Consider the following 13,252-nt stretch of genomic DNA (forward strand, 5'->3'; position numbering starts at 1 on the left):
ATGTAGCAGGCTCAGGCGGCATGGCGCTCGGCCTCGTCGCGATCGCCGAGCAGCCCGGCCAGCGGTGCCAGCATCGCTTCCCAGCCATGATGATCGAGCACAAAGCGCCGCGCCGCCGCGCCGATGCGAGCAGATGCCTGCGGGTCGGAAAGCAGCGCTTCAATGCGGTTGCACATGATCGCCGGGTCAGCTTCGCTCATGAGCCAATCTTCGCCGTCGCGCGCATCAATCCCCGTCGCCGCGTCGCGGGTGAGCACCACGGGACGCGCCATTGCCATGGCTTCCAGCACCTTGTTCTGCACCCCGCGCGCGATCAGCAGCGGGGCCAGAACGGCGTCGGCCGCAGCGATGAAGGGGCGCACATCGGGCACTTCGCCCCAGACATGCACACCCGGGGTGCCATGATGTGCCATCAGAGCGCGGGTCGGATTGCGTCCGACGACGTGGAATATCGCTTCGGGAAAGCGCTGAAGCAAACGTTGCATCAGCCCCTCGATAACCCATAGCGCGGCCTGTTCGTTGGGACGGTAATCCATCTGGCCGGTGAAGACGAAATGCGGCCCGGGCAGGCTTTCCAGCTGCGGATGGGGACGAGCGGCGGCGGGATCGAAAAACTCCGCATCGATCCCATTGCCGATCACCTGCACGGCGACCTTTTCCGGCGCGGTCAGGCGGCTGCGATAGAGCGCGGCTTCGGCCTCGGAAATCAGGATTGTCGCATCGGCGCGGCGACCGAGCCGTTCCTCCTCGATCGCAAGCAACCGTGCCTCGCGCGCATTGAGCCACACCCGCTCGCCCGCCTCGGCGTAACTGGCAAATTTGGCGCTATCGACATCGCACAGGTCGATGATGACGCGACCCGCAAATTCGGTAGGGACATATTGCCCCATCTGGCCGGAAAAGACGACAATTGCCGAGATATCGTGCCGGGCGATCGTCTCGTGCACCCATGTCGCCAACTGGCGCGAATTGAAAGCGGTGAGGCTGACCGGCTTTCCCGCCAGCACCGCCTCTATACCCGCCAGCGGCAGGGCTTTGGTGCGCGGGGCAATGCAATAAGACGTCGCCATTTCTGCCAGAGCCGCCTGTCCCGCATTGTCCGCGCCTTCGGCAAAGCAGCCGACATGGACCGGCCCTAGCCTTGCGAGCGCCTTCAAGAGGTGATGCGCGCGAATGCGATCGCCGCGATCGGGCGGAAACGGCACGCGGTGGGCGAGGAACAGGATGCCCCCCATCACGCCAGCCCGCGTGCGATCCACGGCCCCAGCGTGTTGGCGATCGCCAAGGGCAGCTTCTTCCACAAATCGATCTTGCGCGAATAACCGGCATCGGTCGGATCGATATTGCGCCCTTTGGCCCCCGGGGCAGTCCATGCGCCATAAGTCAGCGGTTCGGGCGCGAAGCCCCAGTTCTTCTTGAAGGCAAACGGCCCGCTGCCCGTCTTCGAGCGGCCGAAATCAAAGTGCTCCATGCCTTTCCTGCGGGCGTGGAGCATAAGCTCGTAATACATCCGCTCGTTGGCGCGTGCGGCGCGCGCGGCGAACACGCCCCCGCCCCAGAACGGCATAACCGCACCATTATGATAGAAACTCAGCACACTGGCGAGCGGGGTATCGCCGTCCCACACGGTCAGAATGTCGCTATTGTCGGGGAGAGCGTCCAGCATCGCCGCAAACAGCGCGCGCGGAAATACCGGCGTGCCGAGATTGCGGACGCTCTGACTGTAACAGGCAAAATGCGCGGCCAGATCATCGCGCCCGCGGCCGATGGTCACACGATGATCGAGCGCAAGGCCCTTGCGCACCTCCGCTCTGGCCTTGCGGGGGATGGCGTTCAGTTCGGCTTCGTCATTCGCAGCCAGCGGGCGGACGAAACCGCAATGCTTGTCGGACCACGCATCCCAGCTTTCGGGGATAGGGCCGCCACGCAACTCGATCCCGCCGAAACCGCCCGCCATCGCTTGCGTCTCAGCCGCCGCAGCGAGCAGCCGGGCGACCTCGGGCGTTTCCGCACAGATCCCGCCACCCACGCCGAACCCGCTCGATACGAGCGCCTTGCCGAACAGTGCCGATCGCACCTCGGTGAGCGGTAACCAGCCTGTCACGACGCCGAGCCTTTCGCTGATCAAACCTGCCGCGCGCTGGCCGGTGCCTGCGGCAACCGCCTGCAGCCATGCCGGACGGTGAAACAGGCTCGCACGATGTTCGGCAACAAAGCTCTCGATCCGGCGCACGTCGCTTGCATCGCGCCAGTCGAGCGCGCGCACCTGGTGCCCGGCACGGACCGGCGCGTTCATGCGGCGATCTCTTCGTCTTCACGCACCGGAGCCGGCAGTTCCATCGCTCGCGCGGCCTCGCGGTGAGCGATCATGTCGATCCGGCCCCAGCGGAATTCGTGCACCAGCGCGCGCAGCTTGTCAGCCATCTTGGCAAGGCCGGTATAGTGCCGGAAGCGCGATCGCAGGGGTGCATGGGCGACGCGCGGCTGGTCGGGATCGATTTCCCACGGGTGGAAATAGAACACCGCCGGACGGCCCTCGACGCGGTTGACCTGTCGGATCGCCCAGCGCGAGAAGCCGTAAGGCAACACGCGGAAGAATCCCCCGCCCCCTGCCGCCACGCGCCGCCCGCCGAGCATCGCAGTGGTCACCGGCAGTTCGATCAGCGAAGACCACGGCAGAGGGCGAAATGCGAAACGCGGCGCTTCGGGCCAGCCATAATGATCATGCACCACCGGCGCGACGCTGGAGGAATAGGCATAGCCCTGCTCCGCCAGTTCGGCGAAGGCCCATGGGGTGCGAGCGTCGATCGAGAAACTCGGCGCGCGATAGCCCGTCACCTGGACGCCGGAGCAATCCTCGATAATCTCACGCGCCTTGCGAATATCCTCGCTGAAGCTACTGCGATCAAAGGTGAATACACGCGCGTGATCATAACCGTGGCTGGCAAGTTCGTGTCCGGCATCGGCAATGCGCCGGATCATCTCCGGATGACGTTTCGCCACCCAGCCCAGCGTGAAGAAGGTTGCGCGCACATCGGCTTCGGCGAACAGATCAATGATACGATAGACATTGTCTTCAACCCGCGTGCGGATTGCGTCCCATTCGCCCCGGGCAATCACGTTCTCGAACGCGCCGACCTGGAACCAGTCCTCCACATCGACCGACAGGCCGTTGACGACCGGCGGACGGGAGCCTTCGGGAAAGGGATCGAGCGGCGCGTTCATCGTCACGCGGCCTCGCGCGACGGATCTTCCTCAAGCCATTCGATCAGCATGGTCAGCACGTGGCGGAAGGATTGCTCCTGTTCTTCAAGCCGTGCCTCGATGCGTTCGAGCTCGGTGGCAAAACGCGCCTCTGCAAGCCTGACCTCCTCGGGCGACAGCGTCGGATCGGCCGGTTCGCGCTGGCCGATGCCCGCCGCCTGCAATTCACCGATGGCCGCTTCGAGTTCGGCGGTGCGCGCGTCACGGGTTGCGAGCAGCGCGGCAACTTCGGCCGCGGGCAGGCTGTCGCCGGCAGAAACAGGCGCAACCGGAGCCTCGCGCAAATCGCCGCGCCCGTGGGCACCGCGGCTCTGGTCTGCGGCCATTTCGGCCACCACCTCGTCCAGCATTGCCAAGGTCAGCTCGTCCCGCTCCTCGATCGCGCCAAGCAGCAGCAGGCGGTTCATCACCTGATTGACCCGGCGCGGGATGCCCTGCGTGTGGCGGTAGAGCGCTTCGAGCAGCCCTTCGCCCAGCGCCGGGTGATCACGCCAACCGACATGACCAAGCCGGTGACGCACATATTCGGCCACTTCGCTGTCATCCAGCGCCTCAAGATGGTGCGAGGCAATGATCCGCTGGCGCAGCTGCTCCAGCCCGGGATGATGTGCCAGCATGCGCCGGAACTCCGGCTGGCCCAGCAGCAGGCTTTGCATCAGTGGGTGCGAGCCAAGCTGGAAGTTGGACAGCATCCGCAGTTCTTCCAGCGCCTCCATGTCGAGGTTCTGGCATTCATCGACCACCAGCAGGCAACGGCGCCCCGCACGTGCCTCGTCCTGCAGAAAGCGTTCGATCGCACCGAGCGCCCCGGCCTTGTCGTGGCCTTCGACCGCAAGGCCGAAAGCCTGCGCGACGACATGCACCAGTTCCTCGCCGTCCAGCGCGCTGGTGACGACCTGCGCAACCGTCAACGCCGACGGGTCGATCCGTTCCATCAGATGGGCGACCAGCGTGGACTTACCCGCCCCCACCTCGCCGGTAATGACGATGAAGCCCTCACCCTGCCCAAGCCCGTAGCCGAGATAGCTCATCGCCTTCTTGTGGCTGATGCTCTCGAAATAAAACTGCGGATCAGGCGTCAGCTGGAAAGGCCGGGCTTCGAAACCGTAATATTGTTCATACATGAGCGCGTCGCTCCCCGTCAGAAGTTGTACCGCAGGCCGACCAGCGCGGTCGCAAATGCGAAATCCTCGGCGCTGAATTCGCTGTCGAAGTAATCCACCGCCACTGCTGCCCGGCCAGTCAGGCGGCGGGTGATCGAGCGATTATAGGCCGCCGATGCGCCCATCGCGGTTACGTCGCCGCCGGGCGTGGCGCTGTCGAACCAGTTCACATAGGCATTGGTGGTGAGATTGGCGTTCCGGCCCAGTTCGCGGGTCAGCCCGCCGATCACGTAATAGCTTTCGTCGGTCAGCCCATCGATCGCGGCGAGCACCGTGCCGGGCGCTGCGATGAAGGTGCGCCGGTCATAACCCGCGCCGAGTGCGGCCGTGGTCCGGCCCATCTGGCGCTGGTAGGACGCGCGCACCCCGCGGCCGCGGAAAGCAGCCGAGCGCACGGATCCCAGACCGCCGACGACAGACTGGCCTTCGGTGCCGTTCACAAGCCCGCCGAAGTCGCCAGTCACCGGATTGCGGATCGCCTCGAAATCGCTCGACAGACCAGCGAGCGAATTGTTGAGCAGCCCGCCAAAGCCGGTCACCCCGTCATAGACACTGAGCGCAAAGGCGCTGCGTTCGTTGGGGACGTAGGTGAAGGTGCCGTAATAGGTGGTCGAATCGTAACGTTCGCCCACCCGCGCCTCCAGCGAGGTACGCGAACTGGGACGCCACATCACGCCGACATCCCACAACAACCCGTCCACGTCGAAGGCGATGGTGCGGGGCGAAGCAGAGTCGGTAACAAATCGACCGCCGCTGCCGATCACCGGATTGCCATCTGCATCGCGCAGTGCGTCGCGGCTGGAAATCTCGACATTCTCGTAGCCCACGCCGCCAACCAACGCGAGGCTGGGGGACACAGGCACGATCACGTCGCCGCGCACGTAAAGGTCGCGCACGCGCTGGTCGAGGTTGGCAATGTCTTCCTGAAAACCGCCTGCCGTCACCGCTAGGCCGACTGGTGCCACAGTATCGGGACGCACCCCGGCGCGGATCTGGCCGAGATAGGTCATGCTGTCATCAAACACGTCGACCGGCGCGCCCTGTGCGTCGGTAAGCAATGCGTCGTTCTCGAACCGGTTGTAGCCGACCCGCGCTACGCCCTGCACGTCGACTTCGCCGACGCGTGTGTTGAGGCTGGGGCCGGCATAGAGGCTGTAGAACCGGCTCTCGGCATCCTCGCGCACCAGCGGGTTTGCGGTGGTGCCGCCGCCGCCATCGACGCGGGTCCGTGCGGCCAGAGCGCCTGCCTCGAAGCTCAACGCATTGGGAATGACCGCCAGCGTGCCCCGCGCAACGCCGCTTATGGTGTCGGTATCGACATTGTCGTTACCGTAAGCGATGTTGCGTTCGTACCGCAGCGATACCGCAGCGCCGCTGTTGCGTCCCTGCACATTGATGTCGACCCCGACCGCGACCTGGGTGAAGGTCAGCACGTCGTCGCCGGGCGAAAGTTCGGCCGACAGCACCTGTCCGACCTCGATATAGGGCTGCACGATCCGGTTGGCGCGCTGGATGTCGCCGGCGCCCGTGTCCTGTGCTTGTCCGCCGCCCAGCGGCTGCTGCTGCGCCCATGCCGGAACCGAAGCAACAAGTCCCGCAAGCGCCAGCGGCACGGCAAGAAGAAAAGCGCGCACGGTTATTTCCCCCCCGCGCCATAGGAACCGAAACGCCGGCCCGAGAGGCTGTAGCGTGCGGCGTTAAGCAGCAGTTTGATGTCCGGACAGGCGGACAGCAATTGCTGCGCGTCTTCCAGCGCTGCCTTGGCGGTCTCATCGGCCCGCACCACCAGCAGCGCCTGACCGACATGGGCCGCGAGTTCGGCAGCGGGAGACGCGGCAAGCGCAGGCGGTGTATCGAAGATCAGGATTCGGTTGGGCGCGCCTTGCGTCAGCCGGTCCAGCACCGTTCCGGTGTGCGCGCTGGCAAGATATTCCGCGTCAAGCGCGCTGGGCGTTCCTGCCGGCAACACGAACAGGCCTTCGATATCGGTACGGATCACGAGGCTTTCGGGCTGTACCGACGGATCGGCCAGCGCATCCATCAGGCCGCGCTCGGCTTCGATTCCGAGACGCCGGGTCACCTCCGGCTTGACCACGTCGGCATCGACCAGCACCACCTCCAGATCGCGCTCTGCGGCAAGCGCGATCGCGAGATTGGTGGCACAGTAGGTCTTACCTTCACCGGGATGCGGCGAGCACACCAGAATCCGGCGCGCCAGTCCGCTGTCCCCCGAACGGGCCTCGGCCAGCAGCTCGCGCTTCACGATACGGAATTCCTCCAGCAGCCCCGTCACCGGGTCTTCCGGAATGATCAGCCCGCCGTCACGCAGGTGTTCGCGGTCAATCGCGGCAACCGGGCCGGAAAAAGCGACCGCGCGCGGGGCTTCGGGCGCAGGTTCGGGTAGCGGTGCGGGTTCACTGATCGGTGCAGCCGGCGCTTGGGGGACGACGGATTGCTCTTGCACTTGCGGTGCAGATGCCTGCGGTTGCGGCACCGGCGCTCGGCGCAGCGGTTCGGGCACAGGCGGCACCGGCGGCAGTTTCGGCCCGGCGTTTACCGGCCCCAGTCCGAAGGCGGCATCGGCGCGCTCGAACAGCGATGCGGGCCGTGCGCCCTCGCGGTTGATCTTGCCCTGATCGGTCATCGCGTTACCCCCGCCCTCACGCAATCGTCCCGATCGAGACGATCTCGATGGCGATAAGGATCACGAACACGCCGACCAGCCCGGCGCAGGCTCCGGCAAACTGCTTCAGGCGCTTTTTCTCGATTGCCTTTGCGGCATCGGAAATTGTCAACGAAATCGAGCCGATGACCGGCAAATCGAAGGCGCGTTCGAGCATCTGCGAGGTGGCGAAGCTCGACTTGAGCTGGCTCAGTCCCCAGGCGGCCACCGCGCCTGCACCGCAACCGACGATCAGCACGCCAAACAGCAATAGCGGGCGATTGGGCGCGGCAGGCTTGTGCGGAACGCTCGGCTCCTGAATCACGTCGAAGCGGAACTGGCTGGCCTTGTCCTCGACCTGCCCGCGCGTGCGCAGCGCTTCGCGGTCTTGAAGCAGTTTCTCGTAATTCTCGCGCAGCACGTCGTAATCGCGGCTGATGCGGTTGGCCTCGGCAGCGACTGCAGGCTCGGACGCCTGACTTGCCATCAGCGCGGCGAAATCGCTCTGCAATGCGGCACGGCGGGCCTGAAGGGCCTCTACGCCGGCCTGACGCTCGGTGCGGATGGCAAGCAGCGAGGAATAGGCGGGATTGGGCGTGCCGCCTGCGTCGTCGCCAGAAGCGGCGGCCTGCTTGGCGAGCAGCTGCACCTGTCTGGTAGTCGATACGACATCGGGGTGGTTATCGGTGAGTCCGCGTGCGCGTAGTTCGGCAAGCTGGGTCTGGGCCTGCTGCAAGGCGGCGCGCGGGCCGGTCGCCTGCGGCCCGCCGACAATGGTTCGCGGCGTGCTGGCAAGTTGGCCGGAAATCGCCGCGAGCGCGCTTTCGGCGGCCGCCAGATCGGCATCGACCGCACGCAGATCCGCGCGTGCCGACTGCACCTTGCTCGACAGGCTCGCCGAGCCGCCGACAAGATCGGGATATTGCGCCTCGAAGGCCAGGCGGCGCTGTTCGGCCTCTTCCAACTCGCGCTTGCGCCCGTCAAGCTGCCGTTCGAGATCGGTGATCGCCTGAGAGATGCTGGCCCTGTTCCCCGCCACGTGCTCCTCGCGCAGGATGTCGAGCAGCTTCTGCACCACATCGCGCGCCAGCACGGCATTCTCGGCATCGGAAAGATCACCGCGTCCGATCTGGGCGGTAATCTCGAACAGGTTGTCCTGCTCGCTCGTCACCTGAACCTTCTTTTCGACCTCGCCGATCATCGCGTCCAGCGCGCCGCGCTCGGTAATACCTTCGCCAAGGCGGGTGGACGTAATGACCTTTTCGAGGTTCTTCGCGCTCGACAGCGTCTGCCGCACGCGCATGATTTCTTCCTTGCCGTCACCGGCAATCCCGAGCTGCTTGGACAGCACGTCCTCTACATCGACATAGACGCGCGCCTTGGATTCGTAGGAATTGGGGATCATCGCGATCACCAGCCAGCCCAGCAGGCATACGCCCCAGGCCACCGCAATCGCGATCCAGCGGCGGTGCCAGACCGACCACAGCGCCGCGCGCAATTCCTCGAAGATCTCGCTCATCGGTGTGGGCGCTCCGTCAGAACCGGCTCTCGGGGATGATGATCGTATCCCCCGGCATCAGCAGGACATTGGCGCTGGCATCGCCGCGACGGATCAGATCAGACAGGCGCACGCGATATTCCACCTGCTTGCCGCTTTCGCGGTCGAGCCGGATCAGCTTCGCGCGGTTCCCGGCGGCAAATTCGTTCAAACCGCCGACCGCGATCATCGCGTCGAGCACGGTCATATTAGCGCGGAACGGCAGCGAGGCCGGCTGTGCGGTGGCACCGATAACGCGCACTTGCTGGGTGAAGTTGCCTTCGGGCGTGTTGACGATCACCGAAACGATCGGCTGTTCGATATACTTCGAAAGCTCGCCGGCGATGTAGTCCTGCAATTCGGTGGAGGTTTTGCCCACGGCCGGGATGTCCTGCACCAGCGGAATGGTCAGCCGCCCGTCGGGACGCACACGCACCTTGTCCGCGGAAAGTTCCGGGTTGCGCCAGACATGAATGGTGATCTCGTCGAGCGGGCCGATCGTGTATTCCTCGCTCGGCGCAATCGGGGCGGTGGAATAGCTTGCCGGGGGCAGTTCCTTGCCGCCGGGTGCGCAGCCTGCCAGCGCAAGCGGGGCAAGGCCCAGAGCGGCAAGACAAGAGAGCGGCAGCGAATGAGACATTGACGAGGATCCTTGGCCATTGGTCGGTTCCACGCGGCAGCAGACATGGAGCAGGCGCGACCTGCAGTCCGCAACCATCGGAACGACAGCCACTTCTCGCCGGAAATGGTGAACATATTGTTAGTTATATAGCGGGAATTCCGGCCCTATCCCGGATCGGGACAATGGTCTGACAGGCGTTAACGGACCGCCGGTGGAAAGCGGATCAGACCAGCAATTCGGCCGCTGGGCCATGGCCCAGGAACGCCGCCGGGCTGGCGCTCGCCCCGTAAGCCCCGGCACAGAACACCGCGACCAGATCGCCGACCTCGGCACGGGGCATGAAGGCATTGTCGGCAAGCCGGTCAAGCGGGGTGCAAAGGCAGCCGACGATGTTCACTTCTTCTGTCGGCTCTGCTCCGTAATGGCTTGCAATCGCTGACGGATAATTGCGCCGCACCACAGTTCCGAAATTCCCCGAAGCGGCCAGCTGGTGATGCAAACCGCCATCGGTGACAAGGTAGACGACGCCGTGACTTTCCTTGCGGTCGATCACGCGGCACAGGTAAACGCCGGCCTCGCCCACGAGATAGCGGCCCAGTTCGATGCACAATTCGCTGTCCGCAAGCACGGAAGGCAGGCTGTCCACCCGCTCGGCCAGAGCCGCGCCGACGCGCGCCAGATCGAGCGGCTCGTCACCTGGGAAATAGGGAATGCCGAAGCCGCCGCCCATATTGAGCTTCGGCAGACCGAAACCGATATCATTGGCAAGATTTTCCGCCAGTTCCAGCACGTTGCCCTGCGCTTCGATGATCGCGTCTGCGCTCAATGCCTGGCTGCCGGTGAAGATGTGCAGGCCGCGCCATTCGGCCCCTTCCCCGATCAGCATGCGGGCGAGCGCGGGCACTCTGTCGGCATCGACGCCGAAAGGCTTTGCCCCCCCGCCCATCTTCATGCCCGAACCTTTCAGTTCAAAGCTGGGATTAACCCGGATCGCGATGCGTGGCGCCTTGCCCAGACGTTGACCAATTGCAAGCGCACGAAGCCCCTCGCCTTCGCTCTCGCAATTGAGCGTCACGCCTGCACCAACGGCTGCTTCCAGCTCGTCATCGCGCTTCCCCGGGCCGGCAAAGCTGATCCGCGCGGGATCGATGCCCACGGCGATGCACAATCCGAGTTCGCCCGAAGAGGCAATGTCGAACCCGTCGACCAGCGGCGCCATGTGGCCGATCACTGCAAGGTGCGGGTTGGCCTTTACCGCGTAATTGATCCCGATCCGTCGGGGCAGCGCGGCGCGCAGCTGGGCAACGCGGGCATCGAGGTGTGCGCGCGAGTAAACGAACAGGGGCGTGCGCCCTGCCTCTTCCACCAGCTTGCTCGCGCGCTTGCCGCCGATGGCAAGTTCACCGCCGATGGCATTGTAACCTGCGGGGATCGGGCCAACCGGCTTCATTGCGCAAATTCCTTGTCGAGTTCGACCTGCAAGGCGGTGCGATCGATCTTGCCGTTCGGGTTCAATGGCATCGCATTGCGCCAATGGATATGCTGGGGTTGCATGAAGTTGGGCAATTCACGCTGGAGCAGCCTTGGCAGCTCGGCACGCGCGGCTTCGTCCTCAATGCCGCGTACCACCAGATGCACCGCCTGCCCAAGCCGCGCGTCCGCTACGCCCAGCGCGACTGCCTCGGCCGCAAGCCCGGTAGCAATCGCTGCGTCCTCGATCTCCTGCGGGCTAATACGGTTGCCGGCGCTCTTGATCATCGCGTCGCGCCGCCCGGCGAAATAGAGCAGCCCGTCAGCGTCGCGCCGCACCCGGTCGCCCGACCACACGGCAATCCCGCCATAGGTCGAAGCCGAAGGCGCGGGCTTGAAGCGTTCGGCCGTCCGCACAGGATCCTGCCAATAGCCCTGCGCCACCAACGGCCCGCAATGCACCAGCTCGCCCTCCTCATTATCTGCTGCGACATTGCCGGCATCGTCCATAACGAGAATCTCTGCGAAGGGTATCGCCTTACCCATTGACGTTGCGTGCGAATCCACCAATTCCGGATCAAGATAAGTCGAACGGAAGGCTTCGGTCAGACCGTACATCGGAAATAGTTGCGCCTGCGGGAACATGCCGCGCAAGGACCGCACCAGATCCACCGTCAGCGCACCGCCGCTATTGGTCAACCGCCGCAAGGGCGCGCGCGCTTCTTCGGGCCAGTCGATCTCGGTCAACTGAACCCACAGCGGCGGAACCGCGGCAAGAGTCGTCACGCCATGCTTGGCGCAGGCCTTGGCAACATCCTTGGGGAAGAGGAAATCCAGCGGTACCACGCAGCCGCCTGCATACCATGTGGAAAGCAGCTGGTTCTGCCCGTAATCAAAGGACAGCGGCAACACGGCAAGCGTCACGTCATCCGCGGCCAGCCCCAGATAATCCGCCACGCTCACCGCGCCAAGCCACATGTTGGCATGGCTCAACATCACCCCCTTGGGCTTGCCGGTGGAGCCGGAAGTATAGAGGATCGCGGCCAAATCCGCCGGGTCGGCTTGCGACGGCCCCAGTGCGAGCGCCGCCGCATCGGCCGCCGCCAGTGCCTCACCCTCGCCCAGCGCCGCACAGCCGGCAGGCAGATCGCCCGGTTCAAGGCTGGCGAGGCGCGAACCCGTCCCGATCAGCAGCTTTGCGCCGCTATCGGCCAGGATATGCGCCGCCTGCGCACGCTTGAGCAGCGGATTGACCGGAACATGCACCAGCCCCGCGCGCGCTGCCGCGAGTGGCAGGATGCAGGTGAGTTCGCCTTTCGCCGCCCAGCTGGCCACCCGCGCGCCTTTCTCGGGCACCATTTGCGCCAGCCACCCGGCCAGCACAGCAACACGCTGTCTTAACTGATTGTGGTTAAGCGTGCGCTCGCGCAACACCAGCGCCGGACGTTCCCCATGCCCCGCCGACCCTGCCAGTTCGGCAAGGTGATCGAGCGGACGCGCAAGGGGATCGGGCTGGCGGGGCATTGGCAGGAGGAACCATTCAAGTGATCGAAGCGCGGTATCACGATAGCGTTAACGTCTTGCAAGCCCTCACTGGCGATATGGCCGGTGCGCCCTTCGATCGCGCCGAGTGGTACGCCCTGCTCGCCAGCACCGGACTTACCCCGCTGATCGCGATTGCCAGCGATGCCGATGATACCGCCGCGCTGGCTTTGACGGAGCGTGACGGGCAAATAACACCCTTGCGCAACTGGTACAGCTTCACCTGGCGCCAGCTTGCCCCGGAAGGTGCGGCCGGCGACCGGCTGCTCGAAGCGATCGCGCGGCAGTTGAAGAGCCGCGGCCACCGCGTCACGCTCGAACCCGTGCCGGGCGAGGACGGTTCAGCCGATCGCCTTGCGCGAGCCTTCCGTGCAGCAGGCTGGCGGGTCGCGGTCGAGCCGTGCGACATCAATCATATCCTCGAAGTCGGCGGGCGCAGCTTTGCCGAATACTGGGAAAGCCGTCCCGGTGCCTTGCGAACCACGCTCAAACGCAAGGCGAAGAAGGTCGAAACCCAGGTGCTCACCCGCTTCGATCCTGCCGTCTGGGCCGAATACGAGAGCATCTACGCCGCCAGCTGGAAACCGGCAGAGGATCAGCCCGCCATGCTGCGCGCCTTTGCCCAAAGCGAGGGCGCGGCAGGCCGTTTGCGGCTCGGCGTGGCGCGGGCCGGAGGACAGGCGGTCGCCGCGCAGTGCTGGACGGTCGAGAATGGCGTGGCCTACATCCACAAGCTCGCGCACCTTGAAAGCCACAAGCCGCTTTCCGCCGGAACCACGCTGAGCGCCGCGCTGTTTGCCCATGTGATCGACATCGACAAGGTCGCTCTGGTCGATTTCGGCACCGGTAACCAGAGCTACAAGGCCGACTGGATGGAGGCTGTGCGCCCACGTTTCCGCATCGATTGTCTCGACATGGGCCAGCCCAAAGCCTGGGCACCGCTGGGCAAGCGGATGCTGCGTTCGCTGCGCCCCTGACTGGCCGCAGCGCTT

The 13,252-nt window shown here is 65.0% G+C and carries 11 protein-coding genes; 1 reads left to right on the forward strand and 10 read right to left on the reverse strand.

The features are described from left to right. Positions 1 to 11: 11 nt before the first annotated feature. From OIK40_RS02110 to OIK40_RS02155, 10 genes are all read right to left on the reverse strand, one after another. The gene (locus tag OIK40_RS02110) at positions 12 to 1,259 is read right to left on the reverse strand and encodes a TIGR03087 family PEP-CTERM/XrtA system glycosyltransferase (protein WP_309557467.1); all 1,248 of its coding nucleotides are present in this window, start codon (positions 1,257 to 1,259) and stop codon (positions 12 to 14) included. Further along, the gene (locus OIK40_RS02115; RefSeq protein WP_273675775.1) at positions 1,235 to 2,296 is read right to left on the reverse strand and encodes a FemAB family XrtA/PEP-CTERM system-associated protein; all 1,062 of its coding nucleotides are present in this window, start codon (positions 2,294 to 2,296) and stop codon (positions 1,235 to 1,237) included. Before OIK40_RS02115 ends, OIK40_RS02110 begins: the two co-directional genes overlap by 25 nt. Next, on the reverse strand, positions 2,293 to 3,225 hold the full coding sequence (locus OIK40_RS02120) for an XrtA system polysaccharide deacetylase (protein ID WP_273675776.1): 933 nt from the start codon (positions 3,223 to 3,225) through the stop codon (positions 2,293 to 2,295). The genes OIK40_RS02115 and OIK40_RS02120 overlap by 4 nt, the downstream gene beginning before the upstream one ends. 2 nt (positions 3,226 to 3,227) lie before the next feature. Then, positions 3,228 to 4,388: an XrtA/PEP-CTERM system-associated ATPase gene (locus OIK40_RS02125; protein WP_273675778.1), complete on the reverse strand. Its 1,161-nt coding sequence runs from the start codon at positions 4,386 to 4,388 to the stop codon at positions 3,228 to 3,230. A gap of 17 nt (positions 4,389 to 4,405) precedes the next feature. Then, the gene (locus OIK40_RS02130; RefSeq protein WP_273675779.1) at positions 4,406 to 6,061 is read right to left on the reverse strand and encodes a porin family protein; all 1,656 of its coding nucleotides are present in this window, start codon (positions 6,059 to 6,061) and stop codon (positions 4,406 to 4,408) included. Between the two features lie 2 nt (positions 6,062 to 6,063). Next, positions 6,064 to 7,071, reverse strand: a complete 1,008-nt coding sequence (locus tag OIK40_RS02135) for a P-loop NTPase (RefSeq protein ID WP_273675781.1) — start codon at positions 7,069 to 7,071, stop codon at positions 6,064 to 6,066. A 16-nt stretch (positions 7,072 to 7,087) separates the two neighbouring features. Further along, positions 7,088 to 8,608: an XrtA system polysaccharide chain length determinant gene (locus tag OIK40_RS02140; RefSeq protein WP_273675784.1), complete on the reverse strand. Its 1,521-nt coding sequence runs from the start codon at positions 8,606 to 8,608 to the stop codon at positions 7,088 to 7,090. A 16-nt stretch (positions 8,609 to 8,624) separates the two neighbouring features. Then, positions 8,625 to 9,266 (reverse strand): XrtA/PEP-CTERM system exopolysaccharide export protein, encoded by a 642-nt coding sequence (locus tag OIK40_RS02145; RefSeq protein WP_273675786.1) that lies wholly within the window; start codon positions 9,264 to 9,266, stop codon positions 8,625 to 8,627. 205 nt (positions 9,267 to 9,471) lie between these two features. After that, positions 9,472 to 10,698, reverse strand: coding sequence for a pyridoxal-dependent decarboxylase, exosortase A system-associated (locus tag OIK40_RS02150; protein ID WP_273675788.1), 1,227 nt, complete (start codon positions 10,696 to 10,698; stop codon positions 9,472 to 9,474). Further along, positions 10,695 to 12,242 carry an acyl-CoA ligase (AMP-forming), exosortase A system-associated gene (locus OIK40_RS02155; protein ID WP_273675789.1) on the reverse strand — a complete coding sequence of 516 codons (1,548 nt, stop codon included), beginning with the start codon at positions 12,240 to 12,242 and terminating at the stop codon, positions 10,695 to 10,697. The genes OIK40_RS02150 and OIK40_RS02155 overlap by 4 nt, the downstream gene beginning before the upstream one ends. Before the next feature lie 20 nt (positions 12,243 to 12,262). Here OIK40_RS02155 and OIK40_RS02160 point away from each other — a divergent pair, with 20 nt between their 5' ends. Next, the gene (locus OIK40_RS02160) at positions 12,263 to 13,237 is read left to right on the forward strand and encodes a GNAT family N-acetyltransferase (protein WP_273675790.1); all 975 of its coding nucleotides are present in this window, start codon (positions 12,263 to 12,265) and stop codon (positions 13,235 to 13,237) included. Positions 13,238 to 13,252 lie beyond the last annotated feature (15 nt).

The sequence above is a fragment of the Erythrobacter fulvus genome, assembly GCF_028595285.1.
GTDB classification, from domain to species: Bacteria; Pseudomonadota; Alphaproteobacteria; order Sphingomonadales; family Sphingomonadaceae; genus Erythrobacter; species Erythrobacter fulvus.